Annotated in this window: 16 protein-coding genes and 1 tRNA gene; 9 read left to right on the top strand and 8 right to left on the bottom strand. The window is 61.3% G+C overall.

Annotated elements, in window-relative coordinates; genetic code table 11:
• Positions 1 to 50 precede the first annotated feature (50 nt).
• From DL1_RS06295 to DL1_RS06275, 4 genes are all read right to left on the bottom strand, one after another.
• Positions 51 to 1,124 (bottom strand): ABC transporter ATP-binding protein, encoded by a 1,074-nt coding sequence (locus DL1_RS06295; RefSeq protein WP_038063917.1) that lies wholly within the window; start codon positions 1,122 to 1,124, stop codon positions 51 to 53.
• A gap of 449 nt (positions 1,125 to 1,573) precedes the next feature.
• A complete protein-coding gene (locus tag DL1_RS06285; RefSeq protein WP_038063913.1) occupies positions 1,574 to 1,912 on the bottom strand; it encodes a hypothetical protein in 339 nt (112 codons plus the stop codon).
• 252 nt (positions 1,913 to 2,164) lie between these two features.
• Entirely contained in the window at positions 2,165 to 2,830 is a 666-nt protein-coding gene (locus tag DL1_RS06280) for a pyridoxamine 5'-phosphate oxidase family protein (protein WP_038063911.1), read from the bottom strand.
• Between the two features lie 54 nt (positions 2,831 to 2,884).
• On the bottom strand, positions 2,885 to 3,895 hold the full coding sequence (locus DL1_RS06275) for a carbon-nitrogen hydrolase family protein (RefSeq protein WP_038063909.1): 1,011 nt from the start codon (positions 3,893 to 3,895) through the stop codon (positions 2,885 to 2,887).
• A 155-nt stretch (positions 3,896 to 4,050) separates the two neighbouring features.
• Here DL1_RS06275 and DL1_RS06270 point away from each other — a divergent pair, with 155 nt between their 5' ends.
• Positions 4,051 to 5,007 (top strand): AraC-like ligand-binding domain-containing protein, encoded by a 957-nt coding sequence (locus tag DL1_RS06270; protein ID WP_038063908.1) that lies wholly within the window; start codon positions 4,051 to 4,053, stop codon positions 5,005 to 5,007.
• A gap of 153 nt (positions 5,008 to 5,160) precedes the next feature.
• Here DL1_RS06270 and DL1_RS06265 read toward each other — a convergent pair whose 3' ends face one another.
• Positions 5,161 to 5,793, bottom strand: coding sequence for a tyrosine-type recombinase/integrase (locus DL1_RS06265; protein ID WP_038063905.1), 633 nt, complete (start codon positions 5,791 to 5,793; stop codon positions 5,161 to 5,163).
• Positions 5,794 to 6,009: 216 nt separating this feature from the next.
• Between DL1_RS06265 and DL1_RS06260 the strand changes: the two genes are divergently transcribed.
• The 3 genes from DL1_RS06260 (at position 6,010) to DL1_RS06250 (ending at position 9,528) form a co-directional block, all read left to right on the top strand.
• Positions 6,010 to 7,122 (top strand): TIR domain-containing protein, encoded by a 1,113-nt coding sequence (locus tag DL1_RS06260; protein WP_038063902.1) that lies wholly within the window; start codon positions 6,010 to 6,012, stop codon positions 7,120 to 7,122.
• A 663-nt stretch (positions 7,123 to 7,785) separates the two neighbouring features.
• Positions 7,786 to 8,211 (top strand): TniQ family protein, encoded by a 426-nt coding sequence (locus DL1_RS06255; RefSeq protein ID WP_162178737.1) that lies wholly within the window; start codon positions 7,786 to 7,788, stop codon positions 8,209 to 8,211.
• 9 nt (positions 8,212 to 8,220) lie between these two features.
• The gene (locus DL1_RS06250; protein WP_143081644.1) at positions 8,221 to 9,528 is read left to right on the top strand and encodes a hypothetical protein; all 1,308 of its coding nucleotides are present in this window, start codon (positions 8,221 to 8,223) and stop codon (positions 9,526 to 9,528) included.
• A gap of 151 nt (positions 9,529 to 9,679) precedes the next feature.
• Here DL1_RS06250 and DL1_RS06245 read toward each other — a convergent pair.
• Positions 9,680 to 9,756, bottom strand: a tRNA-Ile gene (locus DL1_RS06245).
• Positions 9,757 to 9,892: 136 nt separating this feature from the next.
• Here DL1_RS06245 and purM point away from each other — a divergent pair.
• The 4 genes from purM (at position 9,893) to rnd (ending at position 14,039) form a co-directional block, all read left to right on the top strand.
• Positions 9,893 to 10,936, top strand: a complete 1,044-nt coding sequence (gene purM / locus DL1_RS06240) for a phosphoribosylformylglycinamidine cyclo-ligase (protein ID WP_038063896.1) — start codon at positions 9,893 to 9,895, stop codon at positions 10,934 to 10,936.
• Positions 10,933 to 11,520: a phosphoribosylglycinamide formyltransferase gene (purN, locus tag DL1_RS06235; RefSeq protein WP_038063895.1), complete on the top strand. Its 588-nt coding sequence runs from the start codon at positions 10,933 to 10,935 to the stop codon at positions 11,518 to 11,520. The genes purM and purN overlap by 4 nt, the downstream gene beginning before the upstream one ends.
• A 166-nt stretch (positions 11,521 to 11,686) precedes the next feature.
• Positions 11,687 to 12,706, top strand: coding sequence for an LLM class flavin-dependent oxidoreductase (locus DL1_RS06230; RefSeq protein ID WP_038063893.1), 1,020 nt, complete (start codon positions 11,687 to 11,689; stop codon positions 12,704 to 12,706).
• A gap of 169 nt (positions 12,707 to 12,875) precedes the next feature.
• Positions 12,876 to 14,039 carry a ribonuclease D gene (gene rnd / locus DL1_RS06225; RefSeq protein ID WP_038063890.1) on the top strand — a complete coding sequence of 388 codons (1,164 nt, stop codon included), beginning with the start codon at positions 12,876 to 12,878 and terminating at the stop codon, positions 14,037 to 14,039.
• 36 nt (positions 14,040 to 14,075) lie between these two features.
• On the opposite strand, the gene DL1_RS06220 is transcribed toward rnd, so the two are convergent.
• A complete protein-coding gene (locus tag DL1_RS06220) occupies positions 14,076 to 14,573 on the bottom strand; it encodes a hypothetical protein (protein WP_038063888.1) in 498 nt (165 codons plus the stop codon).
• A gap of 121 nt (positions 14,574 to 14,694) precedes the next feature.
• Here DL1_RS06220 and DL1_RS06215 point away from each other — a divergent pair, with 121 nt between their 5' ends.
• The gene (locus DL1_RS06215) at positions 14,695 to 15,123 is read left to right on the top strand and encodes a SufE family protein (RefSeq protein ID WP_038063887.1); all 429 of its coding nucleotides are present in this window, start codon (positions 14,695 to 14,697) and stop codon (positions 15,121 to 15,123) included.
• Positions 15,124 to 15,216: 93 nt separating this feature from the next.
• On the opposite strand, the gene glpX is transcribed toward DL1_RS06215, so the two are convergent.
• The gene (gene glpX, locus DL1_RS06210) at positions 15,217 to 16,182 is read right to left on the bottom strand and encodes a class II fructose-bisphosphatase (RefSeq protein WP_038063886.1); all 966 of its coding nucleotides are present in this window, start codon (positions 16,180 to 16,182) and stop codon (positions 15,217 to 15,219) included.
• Positions 16,183 to 16,394: the final 212 nt, after the last annotated feature.

Here is a 16,394-nt window from a genome sequence, read left to right as displayed (position 1 = left end):
TCGATCTCCATGTTGGCCAAACATTTCAGTGGGTTCAGCGGAATAAGGGCTCAGGTCGTGGGCTCGTGGAACCATCGCAGCGCGTCTTGCGCGACATGCAGGCCCAATTCATTTCCGGGGCTGGCGCGCTGCGGGCTGGGGATCTGAATCTCGGCCCCGCCGTGCAATGTGAGGGTGAGTTGAAACTCATCGCCACGAAACAGGCAGCGCAGCACGCGCGCGCGCAATTGGCCTTCTTCGGGCTGGCAAATCGACAGGGCGCGGCGTGCCAGCAGCACATGGGTCGCGCCCGCCGGGGCGACTATCCCGGGCAGCGGCGCCTGTCCTCGTGTCACCGGCAAGATCGCCCCAAGGCGCAGAAACTCGGCGATCCAAGGCTTGGCGGGGGCGGCAACCAGATCTTCGGGCGTTGCAATCTGCGCGATTTGACCCGCGCGCAGCACCGCGACCTCATGGGCGAGCGAGAATGCCTCGGACTGGTCATGCGTGACATATAAAGCCGACAGGCCCAGCTCGGCCACCAGCTGCGCGATCTCATCGACCATGCTTTCACGCAGCTCGCGATCAAGATTGGACAGCGGTTCGTCAAATAAGATCGTTTGCGCGCCCGAAGCAACCGCGCGTGCGATTCCCACGCGCTGTTGCTGCCCGCCCGAAAGCGCCGAGGGGCGGCGCTGCGCCATCGCGCCCAGACCGACGCGATCAAGCGCTCTCATCACGGCCTGCTCGCGAGCTGCGCGCCCCATCCCTGCCATCTCGAGCGGAAAACCGACATTGCGCGCAACGCTCATATGTGGCCAGAGCGCGTAATCCTGAAACACCATGCCCAGCCCGCGCTTTTCCGGAGCCAGCTTGATCGCGCGCTGCGGGTTGGCAACAATCTGTCCGTTGAGCGCAATTTCGCCGCGATCGGGTGCTTCAAGCCCGGCGATGGTGCGCAACAGCGTCGTCTTGCCGCTGCCCGATGGCCCCAGCAACGCCAAGGCGCGCCCGCGCCGCAGTTCCAAATCGATCCCGTGCAGGATTTTCGCCGTGCCGTAAGACAGATGCAGGCCGCGCACGGCAATCGCCGGCTCGGCTGTCGCAACCGCGACGTTCTCAAATCTCGTCACCCCAAGGTTCATTCGGTGCCCACCTGTTGTTCGCAGCTTTAGGGCGCAAACATGACAGACCCGTGACAGAGCGGTGGGGGGTCGCATCGCGCGTGATCGTCCCCCCGTGAAAGCCCTCACCTAAATAGAGGCAAAACGATTCATTCTAAATTTGGTTCAGAAAATGCGGGGCCTGAGCCCTTAATCGGAGGCCATCAGTGCCCCGACATTGCAAGCTTGGTAGTCTTCCCTAAGAAAGACGTTCTGCCCGATCGTGCATCCGGTATTTCGCTCGTACTGATCCGAAAGATGCGAAGGGCTTACCCGCGTCTCACCTGTAGGCAGGGTGGGGAATATATCCACGAGAAGCCCGAAAATCCGAAGGCCTTCTTTGCTCAGCATTGGTTTGAGTTCGAGGCCGGTCGCGTTTCGTCGATCACGTGGTTGGGGGGGCGCACCACGCCGTATTGCGTGGCATCGCGCTAAGCGTCGATAGGACGCCGCCCTAGAAGGCCTGCGTGCTCACATAACGGATCGTAGTCCACGAGGTCACGGAGCAGAAGCAAACGGAACTGGTCACGATCGAAAGCCGCCATGCCTTCCCGATCATAAGCGAAAAGGCATTTCGGCGAAAATCCTGCCTTTCCAGGCAACTCGTCGGCTAATGCCGTTCGCAACCCGCCGAAGAAGCGCTCACGGAACGGCTTGTCCATCGGCACAGCAGCACGCCCATAGACGAACGACCCACCCGCCGCGAGAATAGCGGCCTGAACTTCGTCGTTGAAAAATTCGCCTCCAGTGTCGACGACAATCGTCCCCAATCCGCTATGCTGGCTCCAAGGCAGCCTGCGGGGCGGCCGGAGGACGCAGGGCATCCTGCTGAGGGGGTCAACCAAAAGATGAGAGGTACTTTGACAGAACCTGTGCGCCCTAAGCGTTGGGCCCATAGCCGATGACAGACCAGGTCCAGAGGCCGCTGCAGGTCAAGGGCCTGCCTCCGCTCCTAGTGGCTCATATCCTGGCCAAGAAAGCCCACGCCGACCACGAGCCCTGCATACGCGATGGCGCAATTTTCAGGACGAGCCATCCATGACCTTGCCCACATAGTCTTCGAAAGTGATCTCGCCGCCCTCAGCCTCGGTCCGGCCCATGTCTTTGGCGGGCAGAACCTCCTGCAACATATCGATACGTTTCCACGAGGGGAAAGGTTGCTGGCCCTCGGCATCCGGCACATAGGGGCTGTCGGAGACGCGGACATGTTTGTGGATGTAGCGCGCGCAGTTGAGAAAACAGGCGGTCACATCGACCCGCACCATGAGGTTGGCCCCGGGAAAGGCGGCCAGAAGATCCGGGTCTTCGCTCAGGCTCGCGCTGCCCTGCACGCGGATGCGGTTTGGGGTTTCCATGTCGATGAAGAGCAGTCCGACCTTGGGGGAGGCCGCGATATTGCCCATCGACTTGAACATCCCGTTCCCGTCGTAATTCGGGAACACGAGCGTCTTGCCATCCAGAACCTTGACCGCGCCCACCGGGCCGCCCTTGTAGCTGACGGTCGGCTCGCCATCGGCGCTGACCGTCGAGAGGAAAAAGAAATCCCGGCTTTCGATGAAGGGGATATGCGGTTCTTCGATCTCATCGCGCACGATGGCGTGGACCACCGCGTCGGCCAGTTTCAGACTGTCGTGGCGGGCCTGCAGGCTGCGTTGCTCTTCGGTGTAGAATTGATCAGGTGTCAGCATGGGTAAACCTCCTCTTGCAACGGGCGCCCGACCAAAAGCCGGGCGCCATAGCGGCTACTCAACCGGGGCGTCCTCGGCCTCGGCGTCGAACGCCTCGACCGGCTGGGCGTATTCGTTGTCAAAGGCCATGACGACAGGAGCGGGCTTGTTGTTAACCATCAGCCGGAACACGTCAGGGCGGGAATAGTGCCCGCACGGATCGGCGGCGGCCTTGCCGATGGCGATCATGTTGAGGTCGATGTCGGCGATCACCAGACCCTCTTCGTCCGGGGCGAGGTTTTCGCCCATGGGCGAGCCATCGGGGGCAAAGATGCGGGCATAGCCGCCACCCTTTTTCAGCAGCTGCTGCTTCACCGGCGTGTCGCAGAGCACCTCGATCATCTCGTCCGAGACGGTGGCGCAGGGGGCGATGACAAAGCACTGACCCTCGACCGCATACATGCGACTTGCAGACGTGTTCACCTCGGGCCCAAGTGCATAGGCGCCGCCCTCGTAGACCGAAAAGCTGGGCCAGGCGCCGATATGGATCTGCTCGTTCTGCGCGAACATGGCGTATTTGTTCAGCGGGTGCAGGTGTTCCCAGCAACACAGCGCGCCGACGCGGCCGATGTCGGTGTCATAGACCTTCATGTCGCTGCCATCGCCTTCGCCATAGACGGTGCGCTCGACATGGGTCGCCTTGAGCTTGCGACGGCGCGACAGGACCTTGCCGTCGGGGCCATAGTGCCACTGCGCGATGTAGAGCGTGCCGTTGCGGTTCCACGACAGGCCCATGACCACGTGGATCTTGTTCGCCCTGGCGGCCTCGGCCAGCCGTTTGTCCTGCGGGCTGCCCTCGGTGATGGAGTTCGCCGCATATACCGGCACATTGTGCATCGTCATCGCCGGAGCGTCGAGCCAGATATACCACGGATAGCCCGGCAGATAAGTTTCCGGAAAGGCGATCAAATTGACGCCCTGCGCGGCAGCCTCTTCGATCAGCCCGATGGCTTTGTCGATACTGGCATCGAGGTTCATGAAGATGGGGGCGGCCTGAACGGCAGCGACCTTGGTGGGTCCGGTCATGGTGGTATCTCTCTGTTGGTGTCTTGTTGTTATGGAGAGAGGATAGACACGTCCCGTATCGCAGCGCTTGCCCGCCTGGGCGGAAGGTGGTGTACTTTTGGGCGGAGGAGAGAGGTCGTTTTGGGCTTTTGCCGGCCCTCTGTTAAGATTTGTCCATGGAACAGCGATTCACAACGCAGGATGCACGCCCCGCGGATCGGTTCGCCTATTGGCGCGAGGCGGTCTGTGACAGCTATGTCGAGCTCGATTGTGCCACCGCCACGCCCAGGACCTTTCACGGTCAGATCGACCTGAAGCGCCGCGCGCTTCTCTCCACATCCTATGTGAAGGGCAGCAACCAGACCGTGACCCGGAGCCAGTCGCATGTGTCGCGAAGCGGCGAAGAGACCTTTCTTGTCAGCCTGCAATTGCAGAAGACGGGGTTCGTGGAACAGGCCGGACGGCTGGCCCGGCTCGAGCCGGGCAATTTCGCACTCTATTGCAGCTCAAGCAGCTACCGACTGACGCTGCCCGACGATTTCGCGCAGGTCGTGCTGCAATTCCCCAAGGCGGAATTCATTGCCCGGCTGCCCTGTGCCGAAGCGCTGACGGCGATCACGGCCCCGACGCACAGCGGGTTCGGCAAGCTGGCCGCCGAGATCCTTCCCAGGTTGGTGGCCTCGCTGGACGACACGCCGGACCTTGCGCAGGCGCAAAGCCAGAACGCGATCATGGATATGCTCGTGGCGGTCTTTGCCGCGATGCAGCCGTCAGGCGCGCAGCTACATTCCCACGATCAGCTGACCCTGCTGCGGGCGCGCGCCTTCATCTCTCGGCACCTCGGCAACCCAGATCTGGACCGGACGGCGGTCGCCGAGGAAACGGGGCTGTCGGTGCGCCGGCTCAACGAGTTGCTCCAACGCGAGGGCAGTTCTATTTCCCGCGAGATCGCCACGGCCCGGCTGAACCGGATCGCGGCAGATCTGGCCAACAGCAAGCTGTCCCATCGCTCGGTCAGCGAGATCGCCTATCACTGGGGGATCGTGAACTTTCAGAGCTTCTCTCGCGTGTTCCGCAAACGTTTTGGCCAGACACCAACGGATTTCCGGGCGGAAGTCTCGTCCCGGGCATAACGGCAGCATGGGCAATAAAGCCCGCACAGCGGATCTTAGCCTTCGAAGAATTCTGCGCGACGCACGCACGATTGCTTCTGAGAAGCTGCGCTGCGGTGTAGTCGTCCAGTCCCAAGGTCGGCGATGGGCCGTCCATGAAGACGGCCCGTAGTCTCAGATCTCAATGGCTTCTGCGATAGCAAGTGCGTCTTCAAGTTCGACGCCCAAATATCTGACCGTGCTGTCCATCTTGGTATGGCCCAACAGGAGTTGAACCGCGCGCAGGTTGCCGGTCTTCTTGTAGATCTGGGTGACCTTGGTCCGGCGCATAGAATGCGTGCCGTATGCGCTCGCCTCCAGCCCGATTGAGATCACCCAATCCCTGACGATGCGTGCATATTGCCGGGTCGAGATATGAAGTCGCTCGTGGAAACGCCCAGGCCATAAAAATTCTGATCCGACCATCAAAGGGTCTTGCATCCACTTGTCCAATGACGCCCGCGTGCCATCCGAGATTTCGAACCGCACTGGCTTTTGCGTCTTGCTCTGCAAGACCGAGGCACGTTCCTTGACCTGGCCGGACGCCATGACATCTACGACCTTCAGTTTGACCAGATCACACCCGCGCAGCTTGCTGTCGATCGCCAAGTTGAAGAGCGCCAAGTCGCGATGGTTCTCGGCCAGTTCAAGCCGAACCCTGATCGCCCAAACATGTTTGGGTTTCAGGGGCCGCTTCTGGCCCACGATGCGTCCCTTGTTCCAAGCTGGGCGAAGCGCGCGAATGGCAGGTAAGTTCGGTGTTTGCATAACTGATCCTCCGATCCGCCACGCCCTCCACATCGACAACCCGACGTTGACGGGTCATCATATCATGAAATGCCGCAGCGCAGCCGCAAGCCCGCTCAGAGGCCTCTTCGACCAATGCTGCGAGTTCGGCCAACGTCTGCTATAAGGATCGACGGAGAAATCCACATGTTTAGAGCTCCACATACGTAAGGGCCAAATCTGTAAGGAAGTGAAAAATTGTCAAACGAGCTTTTAGAGTTGGCCGATCAGTTAGAGACGGCAGTCGAAGACTTTCAAACAAAGCATAAGGAAACGTTGAAAGCGTTGACTGACGCCGCTACTGAAATGCACAAGTCTTGGAGCGGTTCCAACCTAGGATATCACGCGCTTGTCTATTACGAGAACTTGGTTCCACGCCCACCCGGAGCTCAGTTTAGCGCCGAGTGGGGACTACAAGACATGAGCTACACGAGCATGGGTACAGTAGGTTCTTGGTGCGAGTATCCTTCCGAGGCAGTGAAAAACGCAATCTATGAGCAAGCAAACCACCCCAATTTGAGTGATATTAAAAAAGCAAGCTCGGAGATGGTAACGCTTGTGAATCGAGCACGTGATGAGCTCTTGTCAGTTCTATCGGTCGCGCTTGACGACCGTAGTGACACGTTTCTCGAACGTCTCAAAAAGGATGCTGAAGGCATCAAGATCCTAACTTACTCTGATATGTGTCGAGCAATGCTTCCAAGAGGCCAGATGATATCGAGGGATAGCAACGCTGTGATGGCTGGCGTTCAGATTGCCCCACATCAAGAAGTAATCGCAGAATCAGCTGCGCTTCAGATTCCTTGCGACGTGGCATCTGATCTGGCTGAAATCATCAGAAAGGCCGGTTCTCACATGTCACGGAAACAAAGAAGCGACCAACGTTTGGAACGGATCGGCACGAATGTTTTTATTGGGCATGGTCGGTCACCGTTGTGGCGCGAACTGAAGGATTTTGTCGTTGACCGGCTGAAGCTTCCTCATGAGGAGTTCAACCGCGTGCCAGTTGCGGGCGTTACAAATATAGCTCGGTTATCCGAAATGCTGGATGGGGCAGGCTGCGCACTTATTCTTTTGACGGCAGAAGATGAGCAAGCTGACGGTTCACTGCAAGCGCGGATGAATGTCGTTCACGAAGTTGGACTGTTTCAGGGACGGCTTGGGTTCACCAAGGCTATTGTCGTATTGGAAGAGGGGTGCGAAGAGTTTTCGAACATCCAAGGTCTAGGTCAAATTCGCTTCCCCAAAAATAATATCTCTGCAGCCTTTGAAGAGATAAGGGCTGTGCTTGAACGCGAAGGACTGGTCTAGTCTTGCCTTGTGGGCGGAACTGGATTGCCGCGTAAAGACAACGCATGACCTTTGACCGCTTCTTCAAAGAACCCGCTTTCGTGCAGAATGCACAAGCAGCCGTTGGCGCAGTCGCAGCGAAAGCCCGCCTTGTCTCGCTCAGCTGACCTTACGCCCCCGCCAAGGTTCGCACGCACGATCGCTTCGACGCTCTGCCGCGCAGCATTGGGTCATTGACTGAATGACCGGTCTGGGCCGAGGCTGTTTGCCCACATGACTGGGCGGACGCGCCCCGGCTGGGTGCCTCACGGCGGGGGTGTGTCTGGTGAGTGTCGCTATCCGGCGACGTGACTGGCCAATTCGTTTCGCGGGCTGACTAATTGATGCCCGTGGCGCATACGATCGGGGTCATCACGCTTCCGAAATTCGATTGCTTGTAGCTGCCTCCTCTGCGAATCCATAAATGCCGTGCGGTTCTTGATGGTGTGCTGCCGCGCTGGAGAAATATCCGCGATGAGCTGAATGCTCTTACCTTGTCCGCATGGATTGAAACCACCAGCGAACAAATCTGCACTCACCGCCTTTAGAACAGCGCTCCGCTCCCATAAACAGAACGAAACTTGGCCGAAAAAGGATCTAAATGAACCGCCCCACAACCTTCCATCAGTTGCGTAGCGAGCAACGGTGACCGCTCTTCCACTCCGCGTAAATCCTGTTTCGCGCGAGACCCTTCCATCATTTCTGGCGCGCATGGCCGTCAGGGCCGGTCTTGAAGCCGAAGACCTGATCGAAATGATCTCTTGGACAGGCAAGCCAATCGGCGATGTCCGAATGGAATTTCGCAACGAGGTGTTTGTCTCACGGGCGTTACGCAACCCTCAAATGCGCGGCTGCCCGGTCTGTTTGCGCGAAGATGCTGAAACGCATCCGGTTGGAGCTGCGGCAGACCAAGCGATGCGCGGCGACTGGCAATTCCGCGAAGTGAACCTCTGCGTGCGCCACCGGCATCCTCTGGTCGACTTTTGGAGAGAGCAAACCCAGGAAAAGCGCTACGACACTGGTCCCCGGCTAGCCGATATTCGCGAGAAGATCAGCGGCGGCGAATTTTAGCAGACCCGCGTGAAGCCATCTCCTTATGATATCTGGCTTGATGCCCGAATGGCGACGGGGAGGGATGAAACGTGGCTGGCACGCCACTCGCTCTACGCTGGAACGACGATTTGCCGCCTCTTAGGGGCCGAACTGGTCCGGCATGCAGATCCTTCGAACGTCGGAAACCTGCGAGCCGCGCAAGCTGCAGGCTTCGAGGTCGCCTGCCGAGGCGAAGAGACAGTCCGCACGGCACTCAGGGAACTCGCCGAACGCGCGACCGGAGCAAAGGTCGAGCCACGCGGAGCCTTTGGCGATCTCTACGCGAAGCTCTCGGTAGACTATCTTCACGAGGCAGGTCTCGCACCATTTCGAGACCTTCTTCGCGAGCGCATTCTAAATACGTGGCCCTTTGCCGCTGGCGAGGTCGTGCTTGGTAAAGAGCTCCCGCGCCGTCGACTGCATTCGATCGCTTCTGCAGAGCATGAAACAGGCATTTGGGCGACAAGACTTGAGGCAGTTCTGATTGAGGCAGGCGGACTATCTCCAACAGATACGCGCCCCGCAAATAGGAAAACCTTCGATGCCGAGCGGTATTCACCTCTCCTCGCGGAAATGCCGTACTGGATCGGAGTGCGCGAGCTTTGCAATGCAATGGGCGCAACTCGCAACGAACTGGACGCGCTCGTCGCGGATGGCGTCCTTTTTCCAGCGACAGCCGTCCCGACCGTCAGACGTCGGTGGCGGCGGGAGGATGGGCAAACGCTTGTGACAGAGCTCATGGTATTGGCCCAAGCGGGCCCGATCTCAGGCAATGAATGGGAAACGCTGCAGATGGCCAGCGCGCGCTCCGGTCTCCGGGTCTGTGCTATTATCGGAGCGATCCGAAAAGGCATGCTTCGTCTTAGGGTCCAGATGGGAGTTGAAGGGTATCACGGGCTGGTTGTCTATATGGAGGACATCAATCATCTCGCACGTCAACGGAGCCCCGCCACAGCGCAAGGGCTGATCCCCGCCACCGAGTTCAGCCGCACGATCAGCCGGCGCGGCAGGGACAGGTTCATTGCGCTTCTTGAGGCAGGGCACTCGCCCTCGGTCCGCATGACCGCACCGAAAGATGGGGCGTGCGTTTTTTACCTGCGTGCCTCCGATATCCAAGTATTTCGAGAGCGCTTCGTGACCTTGCCCATGCTGATCGAACGCTTTGGCGAACATCGAAACAGCATTCTTGCGCGACTCAGGAAGGCCCGACTGCGACCCTTTGCGCCTGAGGGCGTGAGCTATGGTCATATCTATCTGCGCGAAGAGGTGGAGCTGGGCTTGCGTTGCAAGGTGTAGCTGCTGCTATGTGCCAGCTTTGTCGCGCATAAAGGAAGTGCATTTTTTCCAATGCCTTAGCGGTTCGTGCGGGCTAGGCAGCGACGACCGCGGAAAACGGATGGTGTGACTCCCGGAAAAAACATGGTGTGACTGACACTTAGTTTTCTATTGGTAGGCCCGGCAGGACTTGAACCCGCAACCAAGGCGTTATGAGCGCCCTGCTCTAACCAGTTGAGCTACAGGCCCACCATTGCTCTTTCCTCTAGTCGCGCCGCGCGCGGGCGTCAAGAAAGCCCGTGCGGGGTGGTCAGGAGCGTTGCGGGGCGCAACTCATTACGCTAGGGCTTTGCGCGCAAAGAATCCTCGATGGGAGAGCGCCGCCATGACCAAGAAGAACGGTCTTACCTATGCCGATGCTGGTGTCGATATCGACGCGGGCAATGCTTTGGTCGAACGGATCAAGCCCGCAGCCAAGCGCACGCAGCGCTCGGGCACGATGTCGGGGCTTGGCGGCTTCGGCGCGCTGTTTGATCTGAAAGCGGCCGGGTTCAATGATCCGATCCTTGTGGCGGCCACCGATGGTGTGGGCACCAAGCTGCGCATCGCGATTGACACGGGCAATGTCGCAACGATCGGGATCGATCTGGTCGCGATGTGCGTCAACGATCTGGTGTGTCAGGGCGCAGAGCCGCTGTTTTTCCTCGACTATTTCGCGACCGGCAAGCTGGAGCTGGATCAGGCCGCGACCATCATCGAGGGCATTGCCGAGGGCTGTGCGCAATCGGGCTGTGCGCTGATCGGTGGCGAGACGGCGGAGATGCCGGGGATGTATCACAAGGGTGATTTCGATCTCGCAGGCTTTGCCGTGGGCGCGATGGAGCGCGGGGGCGATCTGCCGGCGGGCGTGGTTGAGGGCGATGTGCTGCTGGGGCTGGGCTCTAACGGGGTGCATTCGAACGGCTATTCCTTCGTGCGCAAGGTGGTGGAGCTGTCGGGCCTTGGCTGGGATGCGGATTGCCCCTTTGCCGAGGGCACTCTGGGCGAGGCCTTGCTGGCACCGACCCGGCTCTATGTCCGCCAAACCTTGGCCGCGGTGCGCGCAGGCGGCGTGCATGCGCTGGCGCATATCACCGGCGGTGGCCTGACCGAGAACCTGCCGCGCGTGCTGCCCGAAGGCATGGGCGCGCGGATCGATCTCTCTGCGTGGGAGCTGCCGGGCGTGTTCCGCTGGCTGGCCGAGACCGCCGGGATGGAAGAGGGCGAGCTGCTCAAGACGTTCAATTGCGGTATCGGGATGATCGTCGTCGTGGCGGCGGACCGGGCCGAGGCGATCACCCAATTGCTTGAAGCCGAAGGTGAAAGCGTTACCCGGATCGGGACGCTCAGCGCGGGCGACGGCGTCTCTTACGCGGGCCGCCTGCTGTGAAGCGCGTCGCCATCCTGATCTCGGGCGGCGGGTCGAATATGATCAAGCTGGTCGAGAGCATGGTGGGCGATCATCCGGCCCGCGCGGTGCTGGTCGCCTCCAATGATGCCGCAGCTGGCGGTCTGGAGAAGGCCGCCCGGATGGGCGTGCCGACGGCGGCCATCGATCATCGCCCCTACGCTAAGGATCGCGCGGCATTTGAGGCGGAACTGCTCAAGCCTATCCTCGCAGCCGAACCCGATATCCTGTGTCTGGCGGGCTTCATGCGCGTGCTCACCCCCGGCTTTGTCGAGCGGTTTTCCGGGCGGATGCTCAATATCCACCCCTCGCTTTTGCCGAAATATCCCGGTCTGCACACGCATAAACGTGCACTTGAGGCGGGCGACACCGAGGCGGGCTGCACGGTGCATGAGGTGACCCCGGTGCTCGATGACGGCCCGATTTTGGGTCAGGCCCGTGTGCCGGTCGAGACGGGAGACACGCCCGAGACGCTGGCGGCCCGGGTTCTGGTGCAGGAACATCGGCTCTATCCGGCGGTGCTGCGGGCCTTTGCGCAGGGCGAGCGCGGGTTGATCACGCTCTAAATCTGGCAGACTGGGCCGCCAAGCTTCGACAAAGGTGCGGCGCGGCACAGGTCTTGCGCCGTGGCAAACAGGGCAGGGCATTGTTGTGCCGGGGGGCAAGTGACTAGCTTGGACCGTGACACAGCAACAAAGCGGGCGCATCGCTGCCCCGCGAGGAGCCCTGAAGATGAAAACGCTCGGATTTCTGTCCTTTGGTCATTGGTCGACCCAGCAGGGCTCGGCCACGCGCAGCGCGGGCGATGCGCTGTTGCAAGCGATTGATCTGTCGGTCGCAGCCGAGGAACTGGGGATGGATGGCGCCTATTTCCGCGTCCATCACTATGCCCGCCAACATGCCTCGCCCTTTCCGCTTCTGGCCGCGATCGGCGCGCGCACCCGCAAGATCGAGATCGGCACCGGCGTGATCGATATGCGTTATGAGAACCCGCTCTACATGGTCGAGGATGCGGGCGCTGCGGACCTGATCTCGCAGGGACGGCTGCAGCTCGGTCTCTCGCGCGGCAGCCCCGAGCAGGTGATCGACGGCTGGCGCCACTTTGGCTACCAGCCTGCCGAGGGCGAGAGCGATGCCGATATGGGCCGCCGTCATGCGCAGGTCTTTCTTAAGATGCTTGAGGGCGAGGGGTTTGCCGAGCCCAATCCGCGCCCGATGTTTCCCAATCCACCGGGCAAGCTGCGGCTGGAGCCCCATTCGGACGGCCTGCGGTCGCGGATCTGGTGGGGCGCTGGCTCCAATGCGACGGCGGTCTGGGCGGCGGAGCAGGGCATGCATCTGCAAAGCTCGACGCTCAAGGATGACGAGACCGGCGAGCCGTTCCACGTCCAGCAAGCCGATCAGATCCGGGCCTATCGCGCGGCGTGGAAAGCGGCTGGCCATCCGGGCACGCCGCGGGTCTCGGTGAGCCGCTCGATCTTTGCGCTGATGAATGACACGGACCGGATGTATTTCGGGCGCGGCGGCAAGGAGAGCGATCAGGTGGGCTTCATTGCCGAGACCCGCTCGATCTTCGGGCGTTCCTATGCCGATGAGCCCGACCGGCTGGTCGAGCAGCTGCGCGGCGACGAGGCGATTGCCGAGGCCGACACGCTTTTGCTCACGATCCCGAACTCGCTGGGGGTCGCCTATAACACCCATGCGCTGGACGCGATCCTGACCCATGTCGCCCCCGCGCTGGGCTGGCGCTAAGGCGCGATTTGGCCTCCGGCAGGTGTGATCCCGCGTGCCGGAGGCGCTGGGGCCTCTTTGCCATGGGGTTTTGGCGTCGTTTTGCGGATGACTTTTCTTTCCTTGCGGCAAGCGCTATTGGAAAAGAACCTTGGCGGGATGCCCCCGCGACCTTTCGCGAAAGCACGACATGCAGACCATCACCACGACCGACGCCCTCGCCGCATTTTGCGAAAAGGCGAAGTTGGAGCCCTACGTCACCCTCGATACCGAATTTTTGCGCGAGCGGACCTATTGGTCCAAGCTCTGTCTGGTGCAGATGGCGCTTCCTGTGCGGGATGGGAGCGACGGGGAGGCGGTGCTGGTCGATCCGCTCTCAGAGGCGCTTTCGCTTGAGCCGCTCTATGACCTGTTTCGCCACAAGGCGACCGTGAAGGTCTTTCACGCCGCGCGGCAGGATCTTGAGATCTTCTTTACCGAGGGCAATGTCTTTCCCGATCCGCTCTTTGACACCCAGATCGCGGCGATGGTGTGTGGCTTTGGCGAACAGGTCGGCTATGAGACGCTGGTGCGCAAGATCGCCAAGCAATCGCTCGACAAGTCGTCGCGCTTCACTGACTGGTCGCGCCGCCCGCTGACCGAGGCGCAGAAGAAATACGCGATTGCCGATGTCACCCATCTGCGTGTGATCTACGAATTCCTTTCCGCGCAGCTCAAGCGCACCGGGCGTGAGGCTTGGGTCGAAGAGGAAGAAGCCGTTCTTCTGAACCCCGAAACCTATATCAACCGCCCCGAAGAGGCCTGGCTGCGGGTGAAGACCCGGACCAATTCCGGCCGCTTTCTGGCGATCGTGCGCGCGCTTGCGCAGTTCCGCGAGGGCTATGCGCAAAACCGAAATATCCCGCGCTCGCGCATCTTCAAGGATGACGCGCTGCTGGAGCTGGCCTCGACCAAACCCGGCTCGCTCGAAGATCTGGGCCGCTCGCGGCTGCTGCTGCGCGAGGCACGGCGCGGGGAGATCGCAGAGGGCATCCTGACAGCGGTGCGCGAGGGGCTCGAGCTCCCGGCCGACAAGCTGCCGCGCCCGGCCGATCAGGGGCAGCAGTTGCAGGTCGACACGGCGCTGGCCGATTTGCTGCGGGTGTTGCTCAAGGCCAAATCGCAAGATGCGGGCGTCGCCGCCAAGCTGATCGCCAATGCCGCCGATCTGGATCGAATCGCTGCGGGGAAACGCGATGTCGACGCGCTGCGTGGATGGCGCGCCGAGGTGTTTGGCGCCGATGCGCTGCGTCTGGCAAAAGGCGAGGTCGGGCTGACCGCGCGCGATGGCGCAGTCGAGCTGGTCACCCTCTGAAAACGGCCCCCCGCGGCCCCGCAAGGGGCAGGGGGCTTAGCGCCGCGCGCTGCGCGAGGTGGTGGCGCCCTGCACGACGATCGTGCGCACGTTTTGCAGATTGTAATTGTTCACAAAGGCGGCAGCCGAGACGGCGCGCGACTGCGGCGTCGAGACCCGGCGCGCATCTGCGCTGTCGGCGCTCGGCGGATGCAGCATGAAGCGATAGGTGAGCGTGCCTGCATCATCGGGCTTGCCACCGTTCAGCGGCACGAGATCAGTATCCCAGAACCCTTGCGTCGGAGGCAGCGCCATCGCGGTGATGATCGCCCCCGAGGGGATCTTCTCGACCGTCAGGCTCGAGACCACCTGCGCGGGGATCTGGCCAACTTTGCCAACCTTGGTCGGGTAGCCGCCGCGCGGGGCCAGCGTTACGCTGGGCTCTCCCCGGCTGGGGCTAAACCAGGTGAAGGGATTGAGCTTGCTTCCGCGTATCGCACTGCAGCCAGCAGTGGCGAGGGTCAGGGCAAGTGCCGCGATCAGGGCTTTTTTCATGGTCGCTCCGAAACTGTCAGCCCTCTGGTAGCCGATCACGGGGCTTTTGAAAAGCCGCGTCTGGACGCTGGGGCCTGCGCAGGTTACCCAAGAGCCCCAGACCGTTGCAAGGATACGCTTGATGGCCAGCGAAGCCTTTGAAGAAATTGCCGAGACATTCGAATTCCTCGATGACTGGGAGGACCGCTACCGCCATGTCATCGAGCTTGGGCGCGAATTGCCCGCGCTTGACGATGCCGTGAAGGTGCCTGCCACCAAGGTCGAGGGCTGTGCCAGTCAGGTCTGGCTTCTGCCCCGGATCGAGGGCAGCGGCCCCGAGGCCAGATTCGATTTCGATGGGGAAAGCGATGCGATGATCGTGCAGGGGCTGATCGCGATCCTGCATGCGCTCTATTCGGGTCTGAGCGTGGCGCAGGTCACAGCCGTTGATGCGCCTGCAGAGCTGGCGCGTCTGGGCCTGAATGATCATCTCTCCGCACAGCGCTCAAACGGTCTGCGCGCCATGGTCGAGCGGATTCGCAAACTCGCCGCCGAGGCCGCTGCCGCCTGAGCGCCGCGCGACCGGGCTTTCGTCTTCGATTTCGTAAAAATATCCCGCGGGGGTCCGGGGGCGCGAAGCCCCCGGTGTCTCAGTCTCGCGTGCTCAGCGCACCGGGTTGCGATAGACCATGCGCCGGACCGATCCGGTCTTGGAGCGCATCAGGATCGTCTCGCTCTCGATGAAGGTCGGCTCGCGCCGCACGCCTTTCACGATGGAGCCGTCGGTGACGCCGGTCGCGGCAAAGATCACATCCTCGCGCACCATTTCATCGCGGGTGTAGATCTTGTCGAAATCAGTGATCCCGGCCTTCGTCGCGCGGCCTCGCTCGTCGTCGTTGCGGAACAAAAGCTTGCCCCACATCTGGCCGCCCATGCATTTGAGCGCGGAGGCTGCAAGCACGCCTTCGGGCGCGCCACCAGCCCCCATATACATGTCGATGCCGGTGAAATCGGGCTCGGCGCAGTGAATGACACCCGCCACGTCGCCATCGGTGATCAGCCGGATCTTCGCACCGGTCTCGCGCACTTCCGCGATCATGTCCTCATGGCGCGGACGATCGAGGATGCACACCGCGATATCCTTGGGCGCGACGCCTTGTGCGCGGGCCAGCGCGACCACGCGCTCGGTCGGGCTCATCTCAAGGCTGACCACGTCTTTCTCATAGCCCGGACCCACGGCGAGCTTGTCCATATAGACATCGGGCGCATGCAGCAGCGAGCCGCGCGGTGCCATGGCAATCACCGTCAGCGCGTTGGGCATATCCTTGGCAGTCAGCGTCGTGCCTTCGAGGGGGTCGAGCGCGATATCCACCGCCGGGCCCGAGCCTGCGCCCACTTCCTCGCCGATGAACAGCATCGGGGCCTCGTCGCGTTCGCCCTCACCGATCACGACCGTGCCCTGAATGTCGAGCATGTTGAGCTGGTTGCGCATCGCGGTCACCGCCGCCTGATCGGCGGCTTTCTCATCGCCGCGCCCGATCAGGTCGGCAGAGGCATGGGCTGCTGCCTCGGAGACGCGGGCAAGGCCGAGGCTGAGCATACGGTCGTTGAAATCACTCGGAGGGGTCATGTTCTGTCCTGTCTGTCTAGGGCGTCAGGCGCCATCGCGGACAGGTAAAGCCGCTTGATCCGGCAAGGGCAACCCTGAGAGCGCTAACGGCCTGAGCGCGGGCTCAACCCTGCCGATGAGGGCACGCAACGCACAGCTTGTTGCCATCTGGGTCGCGAAAATAGGCGCCGTAGTAATCGCCACGGCGCTGGGGCGCGCATTCGGGTCGCCTA

Origin of the sequence: Thioclava dalianensis (assembly GCF_000715505.1) — a bacterium.
GTDB lineage: Bacteria > Pseudomonadota > Alphaproteobacteria > Rhodobacterales > Rhodobacteraceae > Thioclava > Thioclava dalianensis.
This window is presented reverse-complemented; position numbering and strand designations above follow the sequence as displayed.